A 17,303-nucleotide genomic window follows, 5' to 3' on the forward strand; every position below is an offset into this window, starting at 1 on the left:
CCTACCAGACGAGCTTGCGCATCACCCAGCGCGGATGCTGCCCGGTCTCGGCGATCAGCGCGGCAAGACCCTCGGCATGGATGCCCTCGGGGGTCAGCACGCCCTCGGCATGGATGCCCTCGGCGAGGAACAGGCTGTCGTAGCCCATGCGAACGGCGCCGGCGACGTCGGTGCGCATGGCGTCGCCGATGGCGAGCACCCGGTCGGCCGGCGTCTCGCGGCCGAGAATGCGCCGCGCCGCCTCGTGGCAGGCAAGATAGGCCGGATCGAAGGGCTTGCCGGCATAGAGCACCTCGCCGCCCATCGCGTGGTAGCGATCGCCGATGGCACCGGCGCAGAAGATGAGGTCGTGGCCGACCTCGACCACCTTGTCCGGGTTGCCGCAGACGAAGAACAGGTTGCGGGCGCGGATGCGCTCCAGCCGCTCCTGGTAGTCGTCGGGCGTCTCGACCCGGTCGTCGACCAGGCCGGAGCAGACCACATAGGCCGCCTCCTCGATGGAGACGAGGCGGGTGTCCATGTCCTCGAAGATCACCAGGTCGCGCCGCGGGCCGATATGGTGCACCGGCTCGCCGGGCCGCGTGCGCATTACATCGCGGGTGATGTCGCCGGAGGTGACGATGGCGTCATAGGCGGCGCGCGGCACGCCCAGCCGGTCGAGCTGGCCGGTGACGACCGGGGCCTGGCGCGGCGCATTGGTCAGGAGGATCACCGGCACGCCCTGCCGACGGATGGCGACCAGCGCCTCGCAGGCGGCCGGATGGGCCTTCATGCCGTTGTGCAGCACGCCCCAGACGTCGGAGAAGACGAGGTCGTAGCGGCCGCCAATGTCCTTCAGGCCGCCGATCTCGGGCGGCAGGACCACGGAGGCGGCGTCGATCGACCGGGTGGCGAGGATCTGGGTCATGGTCGAGGGGTTAGAAGCGCGCCCCGCGCCGGTCAAGACCGCCGGCGGCTACCAACCGCCCCGGACGCTTGAATCGCCACCCGCTCCATGCGAGTTAACCCGCCTTCCATGCGGCCTTTGCTGCATCGTTTCAGGACTTTCACGGCCATGGCGACCTTCAAGCCGCTCGTCTTTTCCGGCATGCAGCCCTCGGGCGACCTGCACCTCGGCAATTATCTCGGGGCGCTGGTGAACTGGGTCGCCATGCAGGAGACGCACGCCTGCATCTATTGCGTGGTGGACATGCACGCCATCACGGTGTGGCAGGACCCGAAGGCGCTGCAGAAGGCGATCCGCGAGGTGACGGCCGCCTATATCGCCGCCGGCATCGACCCCAGGCGCTCGATCCTGTTCAACCAGAGCCAGGTTCACGAGCATGCCGAGCTTGCCTGGGTTTTCAACTGCATCGCGCGGATGGGCTGGATGAACCGCATGACGCAGTTCAAGGAGAAGGCCGGCAAGGACAAGGAGAACGCCTCGCTCGGCCTGTTCGCCTATCCGAGCCTGATGGCGGCCGACATCCTCGCCTATCGCGCGACCCACGTGCCGGTGGGCGACGACCAGAAGCAGCATCTGGAGCTGACCCGCGACATCGCCATCAAGTTCAACAACGACTATGCCGCCCGCATCGCCGAGCTCGGCCATGGCGACGGGTTCTTCCCCGTCACCGAGCCGGTGATCATGGGGCCGGCGACGCGGGTGATGAGCCTGCGCGACGGCACCAAGAAGATGTCGAAGTCGGACCCGTCTGACTATTCGCGCATCAATCTGGTGGACGATGCCGACACCATCTCCCAGAAGGTGCGAAAGGCGCGCACCGATCCCGAGCCGCTGCCGAGCGAGGAAGCGGGCCTAAAGGGCCGCGCGGAGGCCGACAACCTCGTCGGCATCTTCGCCGCGCTCGCCGGCCGGACCAAGGCCGACGTGCTCGCCGAATATGGCGGCGGCCAGTTCTCCACCTTCAAGTCGGCCCTGGCCGACCTGTCGGTGGCGCGGCTCTCCCCGATCACCGGCGAGATGAAGCGGCTCGTCTCCGACCCCGCCGAGATCGACCGCATTCTGGCCGACGGCGCGGCGCGCGCCCGCGCCATCGCCAGGCCGGTCATGGATTCGGTGAAGGACATTGTCGGCTTCGTGAGGGGGTAGGCCAGCGGCCCGCCGCCACGGCGTATCAGTCGGCCCCACCCGCACCCTCCCCGCCGCACGGAGAGGGGGACTTTGGCGTTGTGCTCTCACTGACAGCAGTTGCACCTGGCTCGACGGTCAGGGCCGGATCGCGACGGTGTCGTCTCCCTCTTCGCGAAGCGGGGAGGGTCAGGGTGGGGCTGGAACCGCAGCGCCCGATCACTTGCGATGGCGGGCGCCGCGCGCAGCCGACGATCCCCGCTCGCGCTTCAGGCGCTCGATGAGGCCGGTGCTGGCCTCCCCCAAGACAGCGGCCATGGCGAGGCGCCAGCCCTCGCCAGTGGCCTTGAAGCGCGCCAGTGCCGCCGGACTTTTACTTCGCTATGGAGGAAAAGCTCAGGGGCAGGGCCGGAGGCCTTCTGGGACACCCGCTTCCTTGACGTGCACAAAGGTGTTTCATATCATTGATCTGTGAAACGCGAATGGAACGCGCCATGTCTGGGAGCTTGATCGCACTACGCATTGCGGCCCATTGGGAAGCTCGAACATGCCCGCGGCGACCTGGATGAGAGTGGTGGCAAGGGCGCGCCGCGTGCGAATCGCGCAGCCCGCCCGATTCGATGAACTCCAGGAATGAACGATGAGTGTCATGCTGGCAGCAGTCCCCCGTTTCCTCGAAGAGATCGGCCGATTTGGAGGCCTGAAAGGCACCGACATCGCCAACATTACCGACGTGTCCAAGGCGACTGTGTCGCGCTGGAAGTCCGGCGACATCAAGCCGATCCCGCGCAACGAGTTGATCCTGTCAGACCTCCACTACGTGGTTGCGCGGCTGCAGACCTACTATTCGCCGGACGAGGTGCGCACATGGTTGCATGCGCGCCATCCGCAGCTGAATGGCGAGCGGGCCATCGACCTGATCAACCAGGAGCGGACGATCGACGTCCTGAAGGTGATCGATCGCCTGGACAACGACGTGTTTCTGTAGTCGATGGCCCCGGTCCGACGCCGCCGCGACAACACCCTCATCGACGCGATCGAGGCCCATCGACCGGCCCGTTTCGAGGGGACGGTGTGGCGCGTGGTCAGGGAGGGCCGATCGCCGATCGACTGTGCCCGGTCGGGCGGGCGCTGGGACGATGGCACGTTCGACGTGCTGTATACGGCGGCCGAACGCGACGGCGCCGTCGCCGAGATGTTCTTTCATCTCGGCCGCGGACAGCCGGTCTTCCCCTCCCAGGTGCGCTACGAATTGCACGAGCTGTCCGTGGCCCTCGAACGCGCGCTTCGCCTGGTCGACCTGGCGGCGCTTGCCGCGCTTGGGCTTGATACCGCAAAGTATGGTCAGCTCTCCTACGAGGCGAGGAACGACGAGTATCCGCGCTCCCAGGATATCGCGGAGGTCGCGCATTTTCTCGAGTTCGACGGGCTCATCGTTCCCAATGCCCGATGGGCGTGCAGCAACGTCATTCTCTTCTGCGACCGCGTGCCTCCGACGGCCATGGAAGCCGTCCACAATCATGGCCTGGTGGATTGGGCCGGCTGGGCGAAGCGCCATAACCGATAGGCGATCGCCCGTACGATCCGTGCACGAGCCAATCGGCCCAGACCGATGCAGGGCCGACATCCGCAGCCCCCCTCCCCGCGCGGCCGGCGGGAGGCTAAGGATGGGCGTCACGCCCCTTGCGAGCCGACCGTCATGACAGCCACCGACCCTGCACCCTCCGGCCCGCTCTCGGACATCCGCGTGATCGAGCTCGGCTCCTTCATCGCCGGGCCCTATGGCGGGCAATTGCTCGCCGACCTGGGCGCCGACCTCATCAAGTTCGAGGATCCCGGCAAGGGCGACCCCATGCGCCAGTGGGGCTTTGCCAAGAAGGACGGCGCATCGGTCTGGTGGCCGGTCATCGGGCGCAACAAGAAGAGCGTGACGGTGGACCTGCGCAAGGCCGGGGGACAGGCGATCCTGCGCCGGCTATTGGCGGAAGCCGACGTGCTGCTCGAAAACTTCCGGCCGGGCACGCTGGAGAAATGGGGCCTGACGGTCGAGGCGCTGCATGCCCTGAACCCGCGCCTGATTGTCGCCCGCGTCTCCGGCTACGGCCAGTACGGCCCCTATGCGGAGAAGGCGGGCTTTGCCGCCGTGGCGGAGGCAATCGGCGGCATGCGCGTCATCAACGGCTATCCGGACCGGTTGCCGACGCGCACGGGCCTGTCGATCGGCGACACGCTGGCCGGCCTCTATGCCGCCTTCGGCATCCTCGCCGCCCTGCACCAGCGCGGCCGGGACGGCAAGGGCCAGGTGATCGACGTCGGGCTGACCGATGCGATCCTGGCGGCCACCGAGGGCATCGTCGCCGAATATTCGGTCACCGGGCAGGTGCGCGGGCGCACCGGGCTGACCTCGCCGGGCTTTGCCCCCTCCAACATCTATCCGACGCTGGACGGCAGGCACATCGTCATCGGCGCCAATGCCGACACGATCTGCCGGCGGCTCTTTGCCGTCATGGGCATGGATTTCCTCATGGACGATCCGCGCTTTGCCACGCATTCCGCGCGCGGGCGGCCGGAGAACCAGGCCGAGATCGACCGGATCATCGGCGACTGGACGGCGACGAAGCCGCGCGCCGACCTGCTCGCCGCCCTCGATGCGGCCGCCGTGCCGGCGGGGCCGGTGAGCGATGCCGCAGAGGTGGCCGCGGACCCGCATTTCCGCGCCCGCGACATGGTGGTGGAGGTGGCGACGAAAACCTTCGGCACCATGCTGATGCAGGGCATCGTGCCAAAGCTCACCCGCACGCCCGGCGCCATCCGCTGGCCGGGCGCGGAACTCGGCGAGCACAACGATGCGGTTCTGCAGGCCGCCGGCTACAGCGCCGACGAGATCGCGGCGCTGCGGCGGGACGGCGTCATCTGACGGCCGGCTTCAAAGCAGGGCGACGGATCAGAGCCGGACGCCGGATCAAAGCCTGACGATTTTGGCATCCGCCGGCCATTCCAGCGACTTGAGGGCCTGGGCGAGGTCCTCGATCAGGTCGTCCGGGTCCTCGAGCCCCACCGAGAGGCGCAGCAGGCCGTCGGTGATGCCCATTTCCAGCTTCTCGGCCGGCGTGAAGCGGTCATGGGTCGTGGTCGGGGGATGCGTGACCAGGCTCTTCGCGTCGCCGAGATTGTTGGAGATCTTGATGATGTTCAGGGCGTTGGCGACGCGGAAGGCGCCGGCCTTGCCGCCCTCGACCTCGAAGGCGACCAGTGTCGAGCCGCCGCGCATCTGGCGCCGGGCGAGCTCGTATTGCGGGTGATCCTTGCGGCCGGGATAGATGACCTTCGTCACGCCCGGCAGTTCGGCCAGGGCGTCGGCCACCTTGGCCGCGCTCTGCGCCTGCCGCTCGACACGCAGCGGCAGCGTCTCCAGGCTCTTCAGCACAACCCAGGCGTTGAACGGGCTCATCGCCGGGCCGGTCTGGCGGAGATACTGGTAGACATTGTCCTGGATGAACTGCTTCGAGCCGAGGATGACGCCGCCGAGGCAGCGGCCCTGTCCGTCGATGTGCTTGGTCGTCGAATACACGACGCAGTCGGCGCCGAGTTGCAGCGGGCTCTGCATCATCGGGGTGGCGAAGACATTGTCCACGGTCACCTTGATGTCGGTCTTCTTGGCGATCCGGCAGATGGCGGCGATGTCATAGACCTCGAGGGTCGGGTTGGTCGGGCTCTCGAGGAAGAAGACCTTGGTGTTCGGGCGGACCGCCGCTTCCCACTGGGCGAGGTCGGCGCCGTCGACCAGCGTCGACTGGACGCCGAAGCGCGGCAGCAGGGTCTCGATGATATAGCGGCAGGAGCCGAACAGCGCCTTGCAGGCCACCACGTGATCGCCGGCCGAAAGCTGGCCGAACATGACAGCGTTGACCGCCGCCATGCCGGTGGCCGTGGCTTTCGCGGCCTCCGCGCCTTCGAGGAGGGCGATACGGTCCTCGAACATCTGCACGGTGGGGTTGGAGAAGCGGGCATAGATGAAGCCCGGATCGGTGTTCTTGAAGCGGGCCTCGGCCTGTTCGGCGCTGTCATAGACATGGCCCTGGGTGAGGAACAGCGCCTCGGAGGTCTCGCCGAACTCGGAGCGCAGCGTGCCGCCGTGGACGAGCCGGGTCGCCGGCCTTGCGCGGGTGGGATCGAAAGGCTTCTTCATCGGGCGACCTCGGAGCGCGGACGGGGCACTTGTCCCCGGAAAAAACAAAACCCGACCTGGCAAAAGCCGAGGCCGGGTTGATCCCGTGCGCCCGGCCTTTTAGCGAATTGTTTAGCGTGGTTCGCAAGCCGGCCGGCCAAATCTCCACGTCGTGTCGAGCGTGGTAGGCGGGCGCGCGAAAGGCGTCAAGCGTTTTGTTCGTTATGACGAACGTTTCGTTCGTCGGGGAATGGCGGGATGGACGACGAAACGGTTCAGGGCATTCTCCCGGCGCAGGCCATCGAGGCGCTGGTGGCCCGTGGCGCCATCCGCATCGCACGGGCGCTGGATGCCGACCAGGTGCAGCCGGCCTCGCTCGACCTGAGGCTCGGCTATCGGGCCTTCCGCATCCGAGCCAGCTTCCTGCCAGGTCCGAACACGACGGTCGCGGACAGGCTACAGACGCTGGCGCTGCACGAGATCGACCTGTCGCGCGGGGCGGTGCTGGAGACCGGTTGCGTCTATCTGGTGGAACTGATGGAGGGCCTTGCGCTGCGCGAGGGCATTTCGGCCACCGCCAATCCGAAGAGCTCCACCGGCAGGCTGGATGTGTTCACCCGCGTCATCCTCGACCGGGCGCAGGCCTTTGACACGGTTCCGGCCGACTACGAGGGCCCGCTCTACCTCGAGGTCTCGCCGCAGACCTTCCCGGTGCTGGTGCGCACCGGCTCGCGCCTCTCGCAGATCCGCTTCCGGCGCGGACGGGCCGAACTCGGCCTCGACGCGATCAACGCCCTTCAGGAGGCCGAGCGGCTGGTCGATACCGGCGCACCGGTGGTCGGGCCGGTGGGCATCGCCGTCTCCATTGACCTGATGGGAGAGGCCTGGGGCGGTCTGCTCGGCTACCGCGCCAAGCGCCATTCCAGCGTCATCGACGTCGATCGCAAGGCCGCCCATGACGTGCTCGACTTCTGGGAGCCGATCCAGGCGCGCGGGCGCGGCGAAATGATCCTCGACCCCGACGAGTTCTACATCCTCGCCTCCAAGGAAGCCGTGACGGTGCCGCCCGACTATGCCGCGGAGATGATGCCCTTCGACCCGCTGGTCGGCGAATTCCGCGCCCATTATGCCGGCTTCTTCGACCCCGGCTTCGGCTATGCGGCGGCGGGCGGACGCGGCGCCCGCGCCGTGCTTGAGGTGCGCTCGCGCGAGGTGCCGTTCATCCTGGAGCACGGGCAGACCGTCGCGCGGCTGGTCTACGAGCGCATGACCGAGCGCCCGCGCAGCCTCTATGGCGAGGTCGGCTCCAACTACCAGGCCCAGGGCCTGAAGCTGTCGAAGCACTTCCGGTGAACTGAGGCAGGCGGCGGGCTTCGGCTCGGGCCGGCGCCGTCACGCACCGCCCGTCATCCCAGGCCGAGGCGCAGCCGAGGGGAAAGGGATCCAGACCCTTCATCCCGCCATGCGCCCGGCCCGGCAGCGCGAGCCTGGACCCCCTTCCCTCGCCCTGCGGGCTCGCCGGGGGTGACGGGTGTGACTCGGCACGCCGGTAAGGGGCTTTCGCCTGCGCCGCCCTGCGGCCTGGTACCGGCTTCAACTCCCCGACAATTGCTGCTCCACCAGCCGCGCGAAGCAACTGGCGCCGATCGGCAGAAGCTCGTCGTTGAAGTCGTAATGGCCGTTATGGACCGGCACGGCCTTGTGCGTGTCCGTCACCTGTCCCAGCAGCATGAAGGCGCCCGGCGCCTTTTCCAGGTAGTAGGCGAAGTCCTCGCCGGCGGTGAGCGAGGGCAGGTCGGTCTTGATGAGATCGTCGCCGACCACATCGCGCGCCGCCTGCTCGAAGGCCGAGGCCTCCTCCGCCGTATTGATGGTCGGCGGATAGGAGCGCTGGTAGTCGAGCTCGACCTCCACGCCATGGGCCGCCGCGATGCCGTTGACCGTCTGGTGGAACAGGTCGTCCATGGCCTTGCGCGTGCCGGGCTTGAGGGTGCGGATCGTGCCGCGCATCGTCACCGTCTCGGGAATGACGATCTGCGAGGTGCCGGCATTGAACATGCCGATGGACAGCACCACCGTGTCGTGCGGGTCCATGCGGCGGCTGACCAGGTTCTGCAGCGCCGCATAGACCTGCACCGCCGCGGGCAGCGGGTCGAGGCCGCGGTGCGGCTGCGCGGCGTGGCTGGAGCGGCCCTTCAGCGTGAGGGTAAAATAGTCGACCGCCGCCAGCACCGTGCCGGGCCGGATCGCCGCCGTGCCGAGCGGCAGGTCCCAGGCATTGTGGATGCCGTAGACCTGGTCGCAGGGGAACTTCTCGAACAGGCCGTCGCGCAGCATGGCGGCGGCCCCCGTCAGGCCCTCCTCGGCCGGCTGGAAGATGAGGTGGACCGTGCCGGAGAAATTGCGCGTCTCGGCGAGATAGCGCGCGGCGCCCAGCAGCATGGTGGTGTGGCCATCATGGCCGCAGGCGTGCATGCGGTTCTCGTAGGTGCTCCTGTAGGGCAGGTGATCGTTGAACTCGGGCATGGGCAGCGCATCCATGTCGGCGCGCAGGCCGATCTTGCGGTTGCCGGGCCGGCCATGGATGACGCCCATGAGGCCGGTCTTGCCGAAGCCGCGATGCACCTCGATGCCCCAGGATTCCAGCTTCTCGGCGACGATGCCCGAGGTGCGCACCTCCTCGAAGCCGATCTCCGGATGGGCGTGGAAGTCGCGCCGCCACGCCGTCATCTCGTCGTGAAAGGCGGCGATGCGGTCGATGACGGCCATGACGAGCTCTCCGATGCTGATGTCGGCAAAGGCTAGCGGCTCCCGCCGCAGCGGCGAAGCGCCTTCCGGCAGGCCAGCCCTGCGGCACCGATCACAGGCGGCGGAAGGTCAGGTAGCAGGGCGTGCGGCCCTCGCGCAGGGCCTTGGCCTCGTAGCGGGTGGACTGCCAGCCCTCCCAGGGCGTGGTCCAGTCGCTGGCCTGCTGCGCGGCGAAGACGAAGTCCGGCGAGCGCAGGAGGCGCTCCAGCGTCCAGGCGGCATAGTGGTCGATGTCGGTGGCGAAGCGGAACTCAGCCCCGGGTTTCAGGATGCGGGCGAAGGCCGCGACCGTCTCGTCCGAGACGAAGCGGCGCTTGTGGTGCCGCGTCTTGGGCCAGGGATCGGGATAGAGCAGATAGACGATGTCCAGCGAGGCGTCGGGGAACCAGGGCAGCAGGAGGCCGGCATCCTCCGTGTGCAGGCGGACATTGTCGATGTCCCGACGCTCGATCTCGGCCAGCATCTTGGCCATGCCGTTGACGAAGGGCTCGACGCCGACGAAGCCGAGATGCGGATGGGCGAGCGCCTCGCGCACCAGGTGCTCGCCGCCGCCGAAGCCGATTTCCAGCACATGGCCGTCGCGCGGCCGGGGGAACAGGCCGGCAAGATCGCAGCGGCGGGAGGGATCGACCCGCAGGCGCGGCAGCAGGGTGTCGAACAGATCGACGAGGTGGGGCCGCAGGGCCTTGCCCTTGCGGCGTCCGAAGAAGGAGCCCTGCCCCGCGAGGCGCTTGTCGTCGGTCATGGTCGGATCGGTCATGGTCGGGTTCAGGTTTCGCCCTGCGCGGAAGAACTGCGTCCTTCGAGGCTCGCTTCATCGGTGCAAGGCGCCGGCTTTGCAAGGTCTCAGGGGACACAGCAGCCGAAGCAATCGATGTTGCATTGCAGCATCGCGCTGCAACGCGGGCGCCGGATGGTGGGGCCACGATCCACCCGAACCCGGGCCCGCACCATGACCCGCACCATCGCGACCGCCCTGTCGCTTCTGGCCTTTGCCGCGCCGGCACAGGCCAACGCACTCGCCGACCTCGTCCGCAACGGTGAGGGCGCGTGCTTTGCCCGCCGCTTCTCCGCCGGCGAGTTGAGCAACCGCCCTGACCAGACGGTGCGGTCCCTGACCCTTGCCGTCACACGGGCCGCGCCGCTTAGGCCCGGCGATCCGACAGTAGCGGAGATCACCGTGGTCCTGACACGCCGCGACCGGCCCGGCATCTTCGGATACCGCGCCACCTGCGTCGATCCGCTGCCCAACGGCGGGGCCTGCATGGGCTACCTGAGCGCGGGCAGCGCGGAGGAGGCGGGCGACACCACCGTCGTGCTCGGCGAGGGAGCGCGCAGTGCGCGACTGTCCCTGGAGTCGGGCCTGAAGTTCGTCCCACTCGGCGAAGCCGAGTTGAGGGTGGTGGTGCTGCCCTTCGGCCCGGCCGACGGTGCGCTCGACGTCTCTGCGGTGCCGATGCGCACCTGCGCCGTGCTGGACGGGGCCTTGCCCGACTGAGGCCCGAAAAAGCAGAAAGGGGGCGCGAGGCCCCCTTCCCTTCAATCCGTCGAAACGACCAGCCTCAGCCGATCGCTTCCTTCAACTTGGCGACGAGGTCGGTCTTCTCCCAGGAGAAGGAGCCGTCGCGCCCGGCCTTGCGGCCGAAATGGCCATAGGCAGCCGTCTTGCCGTAGATCGGCTTGACCAGCCCGAGATGCTCGCGGATGCCGCGGGGCGACAGGTCCATGACCTCGGCCAGCGCCTTCTCGACCTTCTCCTCGGTCACGCCGGCCTTGGCCGTGCCGTGCAGATCGACATAGATCGACAGCGGCTGGGCAACGCCGATGGCGTAGGAGAGCTGGATGGTGCAGCGGTCGGCGAGCTTGGCTGCGACCACGTTCTTGGCCAGGTAGCGCGCGGCATAGGCGGCCGAGCGGTCGACCTTGGTCGGGTCCTTGCCGGAGAAGGCACCGCCACCATGGGGGGCCGAGCCGCCATAGGTGTCGACGATGATCTTGCGGCCGGTGAGGCCGGCATCGCCGTCCGGACCGCCGATGACGAACTTGCCGGTGGGGTTGATCCACCACTTGCAGTCCTTGGCGATATCGAGGCCGTTCAGCGTCTCGCGAATCACCGGCTCGACGATCTTGCGGACATCCTTGGAGGTCAGCTTCTCGTCGACATGCTGGGTGGACAGCACGATCTGGGTAACTTCGGCCGGCTTGCCGTTCTCGTAGCGGACGGTGATCTGGCTCTTGGAGTCAGGGCCGAGCTTCTCGCAGCCCTTCTCGCCCGACTTGCGGTACTTGGCGAGGTTCTCGAGGATCTTGTGGGCGTAGTAGATCGGCGCCGGCATCAGTTCCGGCGTCTCGCGGCAGGCATAGCCGAACATGATGCCCTGGTCGCCCGCGCCGACATCCTTGTTGCCGGTCTCGTCGACGCCCTGGGCGATATCGGCGGACTGCGGATGCAGCAGCACGTCGATCTTGGCGGTCTTCCAGTGGAAGCCGGCCTGCTCGTAGCCGATCGCCTTGATGGCCTTGCGGGCCGCCGACTTCACCTTCGACTTGATCTGCTTGTCGGTCAGGTGCGTGCGCACCTCGCCGGCAATGACGACCCGGTTGGTGGTCGCCAGCGTCTCGGCGGCGACGCGCACCTGGCTGGCGGAATGGCCAGCCTTGGCGGCCTCCTTGAAGAACAGGTCGACGATCTCGTCGGAAACACGATCACAGAGCTTGTCCGGATGACCCTCGGACACGGATTCCGACGTGAAGAGATAGGAACTGCGGGACACGAAAGGCCCTCCCAGAAGCAAAACCCGCCGACATGCGGGCGCGGCGCCGTCGGTATCGGTGGCACCATGAACCGGATTTGAACGGACGTGCCGGCCGCCGGACGTGGCGGGCATGGCACGCTCCCGGATGCGGGCACGGGCCGGCCGCCGGTCGAGGCGAGGTTCTGACAACCCCCCGGTCTCCGGTCAAGCCGGAAAACGACATAAAGGCCGGTTCGTTCGCAAAAAAGAACGGAATGTTGCCGATCAGCGGGCGTTCGGGCTCAAAGCCCGTCGCTGTCATCCCCGGCAATGGCGGAGACGAGATCCACGACCTTGCGGCGGACCTTGGGATCCTTGATCCGGATGAAGGCCCGGTTGAGGGCCAGGCCCTCGCTGGTCGACAGGAAATCGGCGACGTAGGAGGCATGGCCGACATCCGAGAAGCCACCCTCGGGAAGCGGCTCCCCGGTGGGCGCCCCCTCGAAGAAGAAGGCGACCGGAACGGACAGGATGGAGGAAATCTGCTGCAGACGGCTGGCACCGATCCGGTTGGTGCCCTTCTCGTATTTCTGCACCTGCTGGAAGGTGAGCCCGAGGCGCTCACCGAGCTTCTCCTGGCTCATGCCGAGCATCATGCGACGCATGCGCACCCGGCTGCCGACATGCTTGTCGATAGGGTTCGGGACCTTCTTGATCATAAAATGTACTCCGCCCCCCAGCGCGGCCAGAAAAAGGTCGCCTCGACCCAACGGGTGTGCATGCGACAACAGACGACCGGGAAGCAGGAACACCCTAGCACCGGCCCCGCTCCCCACCAACCACATCACGGCGTCGTGTCAAGCCCATACGCGGCAATTTAGCAGACTGTTACGCGGTAATGCACATGGCAGCCGCAAAAATGCTCAACGGTCCGTTCGCGGACGGCGGAGCAGGGCGAGAAATGCCCCGATCATCACCACCAGAACGGGCAGGCTGCCGGCGCGGGCAAAGGCCGTCGGCGCAAGGGCGGCCGGCAGGGTGGCATCGAGGACGCCGCTCGTGCCGAGCGGCAGCGAGCGTACGATGCGACCGAGCGGATCGATGACCGCCGACACGCCATTGTTGGCCGCCCGCACCACCGGAAGCCCCTCCTCGATGGCCCGAACGGCCGTCTGGTGGAGGTGCTGGTAGGGGCCCGGGGTGCGGCCGAACCAGGCATCGTTGGTCAGGTTGAGTATCCATCCCGGCCGGCGGTCGGCAGCCGTCACGGCCCCGGGGAAGATGACCTCGTAGCAGATCAGGATGCCGACGGCCGGCGCCCCCGGAACGGTTATCGTCCGCCGCCGGTCACCGGCCGAAAAGCCGCCGCGCTGGCGGGTCAGGGCCTCGAGGCCGAGGGCCTCCAGCCGCTCCTGGAATGGCAGGTATTCGCCAAACGGGACGAGATGGACCTTGTCGTAGGTCTCCTGGACCGCTCCCCGCGCGCCGATCAGATAGGCGGAGTTGAAGACGCGGGTGGTGCGCGGGTCGCCCTGCGGGCTTTCCGGGCGCGCGGCGCCAGTGATCAGCGAGGTTCCCGCCGGCAGCAGGTCGCCGATCCGCGCCAGGGCCTCGGGATCCTGGATCAGGAAGAACGGAAACGCCGATTCGGGCCAGATGAGATGGGTGATGTCGCGGATGCCGGCCCGTTCGGGCGACATGGCCCGGTCCGACAGGTCGAGATAGCGGGCCAGGATGCGGTCGCGCATGTCGGGCCTGAAGCGCTCGTCCTGCGGAATGTCCGGCTGGACGATCCTGAGCTTCACGGCCTCCACCATGGCAACCGGGGTGGTGGCGAGGCGCCAGCCGCCGAACAGCGCAAGGCACATCAGCGCGAGGAGGGCTCCGGCAGGCAGGAGTGCCGCGCGGCTGCCCTCTTCGGGGTCGTCGCCAAGCACCGCTGGCGTCGCCATGAGCAGGACGGCAAGGAAGGTCAGGCCGTAGATGCCGACGAGCGAGACCGACTGGGCGAGCCAGATCTGCTGGGTCAGGGCATAGCCGTAGAGGTTCCACGGAAAGCCGGTGAGCAGCGTGCCGCGCAGGAACTCGCCGACCGTCAGGCCGAGAGCGAGCGCCAGGATACGGCCTGGACCCGGTCGCCAGAGCATGCGCGCAAGCGCGGCTCCGAGGGCAGTGAACAGCGCGAGCCCCGCCGGCAACGCCATGACAGCGAAAGGCAGCAGCCAGGCGAAGCGGTCAGCCTCGACCAGGAAGGCGGAGCCGATCCACCACAGGCCGGCCAGGTGATAGCCGAAGCCGAACCACCAGCCGGTGCGGGCCGCGGCCAGCACGGCCCGCCAGCCCCGGCCGGCGGCCGACGATCCGTCGAGCAGCCAGATCAGCAGCGGGAAACTCAGCGCCAGGACGGGGAACAGCCCGAAGGGCGGCATGGCGAGCGCGCCGAGGGCTCCCGCGCCGAAGGCGATCGCCGGGCGCCGCCAGCCCCAGGCCAGCAGAACCGACAGGGCAAGCCGCCGCACCATCACGTTGGAACGGCCGCAGAAGCCGGCGAATCAGGGTGCCTGACCATCATGCCCCCGTGTCAGCCAGCGACCGGCGCGGGTCAAGCGCCGGCGCAGCGGTCAGGCCGCCCGGTCGCTCCCCGGCGGGGGCTTTGTCGCAGGCCCGGCGGACGTCCCGGAGGCAGGCCCGGAGGCGTCGTCCTGCCGCGCGTCCGGCTGCCCCTCCTGATGGGGCTGCGGGGGCAGCGGGGCGGGAGCGTTCAGGGCGGCGGCCGCGGCCTCCCGCCGGCTGCGCGGCGTTCGCTCCGCAGGGTCCACGCGCCGCGGGCCGCGGGTGATACGCACGCGCTTCACGCGCCGCGGATCGGCATCGGTGACCTCGAATTCCAGGTCGCCGGGGCCGGGGACCACCTCCCCGCGGATCGGCACATGGCCGGCGAGCATGGTCAGATAGCCGCCGAGCGTGTCGACCTCGTCCGTGATCTCCTCCTGCGGATCGAAGGAGGGACCAAGCGCCTCACGGACATCCTCCAGCGGGGTTCGGGCATCCGCGATGAAGGCCCCCTCGGCCGCGGCCACGATCATCTTGCTGTCGTCGACGTCGTGCTCGTCCTCGATGTCGCCGACAATGGCCTCGACGATGTCCTCCATGGCGATCAGCCCGTCGGTGCCGCCATATTCGTCGACGACGAGGGCCAGCTGGATGCGGGTCGCCTGCATGCGCGCCAGAAGGTCGATGGCCGGCATGGACGGGGGAACGAACAGGATCGGCCGGATCAGGCGGGTCGCCGACAGGGGCGTGGCCAGATCGACGGCGCCGAGATCGAGGCCGAGGGCCGCCAGGACCTCGCCGCGCGCCGGCTCATGGCTGCCATTGGCGGCGCTTGCTGCCGCCTTGGCGCGGGTGCGGCGCTTGCGCACCGCCTTCTTCGCCTCGGTGAACAGGTAGGTCACCAGATCCTTGATGTGGACCATGCCGACCGGGTCGTCGAGCGTGTCGTCGAACACCACGAGGCGCGTGTGACCGGCCTCCTCGAAGACCTGCATGAGACCGGCAAGGCTGGTCGCCTTCTGGACCGCCATGATGTCGGCGCGCGGCTGGGACAGGTCGCTGACCCGGCTCTCGCGCAGCTCGAGGATGTTCTTGAGCATCGAGCGTTCCTCGACCGTGAAGCCGGCGGCGGCCGGTGCGGTCTCCTCGAGGACGTCGTCGATGTTGCGGCGTGCGGCGCCACCGGAGCGCCGGCCGATCAGACCCTTCAGGCGGTCGATCCAGCGCTCATGGCGTTCAGACGGGCGTTCGGGAGGCCCTTCGGCCTGGCGACTGCCCTCGCCGGGGCGGGTTTCCGGGGTTGCGGCGGCTGCCGCGGGACTTCGGTCTCGACTGTCGCTTGGTTCGGGCATCGTCTCATTCGGGCATCATGCGCCCGGTTTCGTGGGGATCGGCGATTCCGAGGCTGGCGAGGATCGCCGTTTCGAGGGCCTCCATGGCGAGGGCCTCTGCCTCGGTCTCGTGATCATGTCCTAAAAGATGCAAGAGGCCATGAACCGTCAAGTGGGCAAGGTGATGGTCCGGCGCAATCCCTTCCTCGCGCGCCTCGGCGAGGAGCGTCTCCAGCGCCATGACGACATCCCCCAGCATCGCTCCGCCCGGACCCGGAAAGGACAGGACGTTGGTGGGCTTGTCCTTGCCGCGATAGTCGCGGTTGAGGCGGCGGAGCGTGACATCATCAGCCAGCGCGACCGACAGTTCGGCGCCGGCGGGAACCTTGAGACCGGGATGGCGGGCAAGCGCCTCCACCGCGCGCTCCACCACGGCAGCGGCATCTCCGACACGCGACCAGTCACCGCCGAGATGCGTGATGTCGATGTCGATGGCCGGCTGCGCTGGATCGCCCGTCACGGCCGGCCCGCTCACTCCTGCCGCATGCGGCGCGGCCGGTGCGGGGTTGCATGCTCGCCGGCGCGCGTGGCGGCCTCGTAGGCCTTGACGATGCGGCCGACCAGTTCATGCCGGACCACGTCGTCCTCGGAGAAATAGCACTGGGCGATGCCGGTGACCTCCTCCAGAAGGTCCAGCGCCTCGGCAAGGCCGGACCGCATGCCGGGCGGCAGGTCGACCTGGCTGGGGTCGCCGGTGATGATCATCCGCGAGTTCTCGCCGAGCCGCGTCAGGAACATCTTCATCTGCATGGAGGTGGTGTTTTGCGCCTCGTCGAGGATCACCACCGCGTTGGTCAGCGTGCGCCCGCGCATGAAGGCGAGCGGGGCGATCTCGATCATGCCGGACTGCAAGCCGCGCTCGACGCGCTGCCCGTCCATCAGGTCGTAGAGCGCGTCGTAGATCGGGCGCAGATAGGGATCGACCTTTTCCTTCATGTCGCCGGGCAGGAAGCCGAGCCGCTCGCCGGCCTCGACTGCCGGCCGCGTCAGGATCAGCCGGTCGACCAGCCCCTTGTCGAGCAGGGCGACCGCCTGGGCGACCGCCAGCCAGGTCTTGCCGGTGCCGGCAGGACCTGTTCCGAAGACCAGTTCGTGCCGCTTGAGGGCGCGGATATAGGCATCCTGCGCGGGTGTGCGCGCACGCACCGTTCGCTTGCGGGTGACAATCTCCTCGTGACCCAGCCGCGGCTCGCCGTCCGGCTCGAACAGCGAGCCCTGGGACGTGGTCATGCGGATGGCGCCGTCGACATCGCCAAGGCCGATCTGGTGGCCGCCCTTGAGCCGTCCGTAGAGGCTCTCCAGCACCGCCTTGGCCTGTTCGCAGCGGTCGGCCGCGCCGATCAGGTTGACGACATTGCCGCGCGCCGTGGTGCGGATACCGAGCCGCTTCTCCAGGAAGGCGAGGTTCTGGTCGTATTGACCGAACAGCAGACTGGCGAGCCGGTTGTCGTCGAAGGTCAGCGTGATTTCGGCTTCCGCCGTCGGATCATCGCTTGCCAGCCAGGGAATGTTGCGACCGCTATCCGGCCCGAAGCCGCCCGCGCCTGATCCTTTCAAGCCTGCCATCCTTCCATGGG

General features: G+C 68.1%; 16 protein-coding genes and 1 riboswitch. Of the genes, 6 read left to right on the top strand and 10 right to left on the bottom strand.

Features of this window, described 5'->3' with window-relative positions; genetic code table 11:
- Position 1 precedes the first annotated feature (1 nt).
- A complete protein-coding gene (locus tag ACTIFS_RS07315; protein ID WP_439573399.1) occupies positions 2–907 on the bottom strand; it encodes a TIGR01459 family HAD-type hydrolase in 906 nt (301 codons plus the stop codon).
- A gap of 147 nt (positions 908–1,054) precedes the next feature.
- Here ACTIFS_RS07315 and trpS point away from each other — a divergent pair, with 147 nt between their 5' ends.
- The 4 genes from trpS to ACTIFS_RS07335 all read left to right on the top strand — a co-directional run bounded on the left by trpS (position 1,055) and on the right by ACTIFS_RS07335 (position 4,988).
- Positions 1,055–2,092 carry a tryptophan--tRNA ligase gene (gene trpS / locus ACTIFS_RS07320; RefSeq protein ID WP_439573400.1) on the top strand — a complete coding sequence of 346 codons (1,038 nt, stop codon included), beginning with the start codon at positions 1,055–1,057 and terminating at the stop codon, positions 2,090–2,092.
- A gap of 619 nt (positions 2,093–2,711) precedes the next feature.
- The gene (locus tag ACTIFS_RS07325) at positions 2,712–3,059 is read left to right on the top strand and encodes an antitoxin Xre/MbcA/ParS toxin-binding domain-containing protein (RefSeq protein ID WP_439573401.1); all 348 of its coding nucleotides are present in this window, start codon (positions 2,712–2,714) and stop codon (positions 3,057–3,059) included.
- 3 nt (positions 3,060–3,062) lie between these two features.
- Positions 3,063–3,638 carry an RES family NAD+ phosphorylase gene (locus ACTIFS_RS07330; RefSeq protein WP_439573402.1) on the top strand — a complete coding sequence of 192 codons (576 nt, stop codon included), beginning with the start codon at positions 3,063–3,065 and terminating at the stop codon, positions 3,636–3,638.
- 132 nt (positions 3,639–3,770) lie between these two features.
- Entirely contained in the window at positions 3,771–4,988 is a 1,218-nt protein-coding gene (locus ACTIFS_RS07335) for a CaiB/BaiF CoA transferase family protein (protein ID WP_439573403.1), read from the top strand.
- 45 nt (positions 4,989–5,033) lie between these two features.
- Here the strand turns inward: ACTIFS_RS07335 and ACTIFS_RS07340 are convergent, their stop codons facing one another.
- Positions 5,034–6,260, bottom strand: coding sequence for an O-succinylhomoserine sulfhydrylase (locus ACTIFS_RS07340; protein WP_439573404.1), 1,227 nt, complete (start codon positions 6,258–6,260; stop codon positions 5,034–5,036).
- A 79-nt stretch (positions 6,261–6,339) separates the two neighbouring features.
- Positions 6,340–6,418, bottom strand: a riboswitch (SAM riboswitch).
- 79 nt (positions 6,419–6,497) lie between these two features.
- Between ACTIFS_RS07340 and ACTIFS_RS07345 the strand changes: the two genes are divergently transcribed.
- Positions 6,498–7,592, top strand: coding sequence for a 2'-deoxycytidine 5'-triphosphate deaminase (locus ACTIFS_RS07345; protein ID WP_439573405.1), 1,095 nt, complete (start codon positions 6,498–6,500; stop codon positions 7,590–7,592).
- A gap of 240 nt (positions 7,593–7,832) precedes the next feature.
- Here the strand turns inward: ACTIFS_RS07345 and ACTIFS_RS07350 are convergent, their stop codons facing one another.
- Entirely contained in the window at positions 7,833–9,008 is a 1,176-nt protein-coding gene (locus ACTIFS_RS07350; protein ID WP_439573406.1) for a M20 aminoacylase family protein, read from the bottom strand.
- Positions 9,009–9,099: 91 nt separating this feature from the next.
- Positions 9,100–9,807: a tRNA (guanosine(46)-N7)-methyltransferase TrmB gene (gene trmB / locus ACTIFS_RS07355; protein WP_439573407.1), complete on the bottom strand. Its 708-nt coding sequence runs from the start codon at positions 9,805–9,807 to the stop codon at positions 9,100–9,102.
- Between the two features lie 192 nt (positions 9,808–9,999).
- Between trmB and ACTIFS_RS07360 the strand changes: the two genes are divergently transcribed.
- Positions 10,000–10,545: a hypothetical protein gene (locus tag ACTIFS_RS07360; protein WP_439573408.1), complete on the top strand. Its 546-nt coding sequence runs from the start codon at positions 10,000–10,002 to the stop codon at positions 10,543–10,545.
- 64 nt (positions 10,546–10,609) lie between these two features.
- Here the strand turns inward: ACTIFS_RS07360 and metK are convergent, their stop codons facing one another.
- The 6 genes from metK to ACTIFS_RS07390 all read right to left on the bottom strand — a co-directional run bounded on the left by metK (position 10,610) and on the right by ACTIFS_RS07390 (position 17,292).
- Positions 10,610–11,821, bottom strand: coding sequence for a methionine adenosyltransferase (gene metK / locus ACTIFS_RS07365; protein WP_439573409.1), 1,212 nt, complete (start codon positions 11,819–11,821; stop codon positions 10,610–10,612).
- 263 nt (positions 11,822–12,084) lie between these two features.
- Positions 12,085–12,501, bottom strand: coding sequence for a helix-turn-helix domain-containing protein (locus tag ACTIFS_RS07370; RefSeq protein WP_439573410.1), 417 nt, complete (start codon positions 12,499–12,501; stop codon positions 12,085–12,087).
- Positions 12,502–12,705: 204 nt separating this feature from the next.
- Entirely contained in the window at positions 12,706–14,304 is a 1,599-nt protein-coding gene (lnt, locus tag ACTIFS_RS07375; protein WP_439573529.1) for an apolipoprotein N-acyltransferase, read from the bottom strand.
- A gap of 99 nt (positions 14,305–14,403) precedes the next feature.
- Positions 14,404–15,687 carry a hemolysin family protein gene (locus ACTIFS_RS07380; RefSeq protein ID WP_439573411.1) on the bottom strand — a complete coding sequence of 428 codons (1,284 nt, stop codon included), beginning with the start codon at positions 15,685–15,687 and terminating at the stop codon, positions 14,404–14,406.
- A gap of 4 nt (positions 15,688–15,691) precedes the next feature.
- A complete protein-coding gene (gene ybeY / locus ACTIFS_RS07385; protein ID WP_439573412.1) occupies positions 15,692–16,186 on the bottom strand; it encodes an rRNA maturation RNase YbeY in 495 nt (164 codons plus the stop codon).
- Positions 16,187–16,197: 11 nt separating this feature from the next.
- Positions 16,198–17,292 (bottom strand): PhoH family protein, encoded by a 1,095-nt coding sequence (locus ACTIFS_RS07390; RefSeq protein WP_439573413.1) that lies wholly within the window; start codon positions 17,290–17,292, stop codon positions 16,198–16,200.
- Positions 17,293–17,303 lie beyond the last annotated feature (11 nt).

The organism is Phreatobacter sp. (assembly GCF_051860605.1).
Taxonomy (GTDB): Bacteria; Pseudomonadota; Alphaproteobacteria; order Rhizobiales; family Phreatobacteraceae; genus Phreatobacter.

What these genes read in the sequence shown, in the direction of transcription:
- ACTIFS_RS07380 (WP_439573411.1), bottom strand. Translation starts at nt 15,687, where the DNA reads ATGCCCGAACCAAGCGACAGTCGAGACCGAAGTCCCGCGGCAGCCGCC.
- ACTIFS_RS07390 (WP_439573413.1), bottom strand. Translation starts at nt 17,292, where the DNA reads ATGGCAGGCTTGAAAGGATCAGGCGCGGGCGGCTTCGGGCCGGATAGC.
- ACTIFS_RS07370 (WP_439573410.1), bottom strand. Translation starts at nt 12,501, where the DNA reads ATGATCAAGAAGGTCCCGAACCCTATCGACAAGCATGTCGGCAGCCGG.
- ACTIFS_RS07335 (WP_439573403.1), top strand. Translation starts at nt 3,771, where the DNA reads ATGACAGCCACCGACCCTGCACCCTCCGGCCCGCTCTCGGACATCCGC.
- ACTIFS_RS07345 (WP_439573405.1), top strand. Translation starts at nt 6,498, where the DNA reads ATGGACGACGAAACGGTTCAGGGCATTCTCCCGGCGCAGGCCATCGAG.
- ACTIFS_RS07350 (WP_439573406.1), bottom strand. Translation starts at nt 9,008, where the DNA reads ATGGCCGTCATCGACCGCATCGCCGCCTTTCACGACGAGATGACGGCG.
- ACTIFS_RS07360 (WP_439573408.1), top strand. Translation starts at nt 10,000, where the DNA reads ATGACCCGCACCATCGCGACCGCCCTGTCGCTTCTGGCCTTTGCCGCG.
- ACTIFS_RS07325 (WP_439573401.1), top strand. Translation starts at nt 2,712, where the DNA reads ATGAGTGTCATGCTGGCAGCAGTCCCCCGTTTCCTCGAAGAGATCGGC.
- ACTIFS_RS07340 (WP_439573404.1), bottom strand. Translation starts at nt 6,260, where the DNA reads ATGAAGAAGCCTTTCGATCCCACCCGCGCAAGGCCGGCGACCCGGCTC.
- ACTIFS_RS07330 (WP_439573402.1), top strand. Translation starts at nt 3,063, where the DNA reads ATGGCCCCGGTCCGACGCCGCCGCGACAACACCCTCATCGACGCGATC.
- ACTIFS_RS07315 (WP_439573399.1), bottom strand. Translation starts at nt 907, where the DNA reads ATGACCCAGATCCTCGCCACCCGGTCGATCGACGCCGCCTCCGTGGTC.
- trmB (WP_439573407.1), bottom strand. Translation starts at nt 9,807, where the DNA reads ATGACCGATCCGACCATGACCGACGACAAGCGCCTCGCGGGGCAGGGC.
- trpS (WP_439573400.1), top strand. Translation starts at nt 1,055, where the DNA reads ATGGCGACCTTCAAGCCGCTCGTCTTTTCCGGCATGCAGCCCTCGGGC.
- lnt (WP_439573529.1), bottom strand. Translation starts at nt 14,304, where the DNA reads ATGGTGCGGCGGCTTGCCCTGTCGGTTCTGCTGGCCTGGGGCTGGCGG.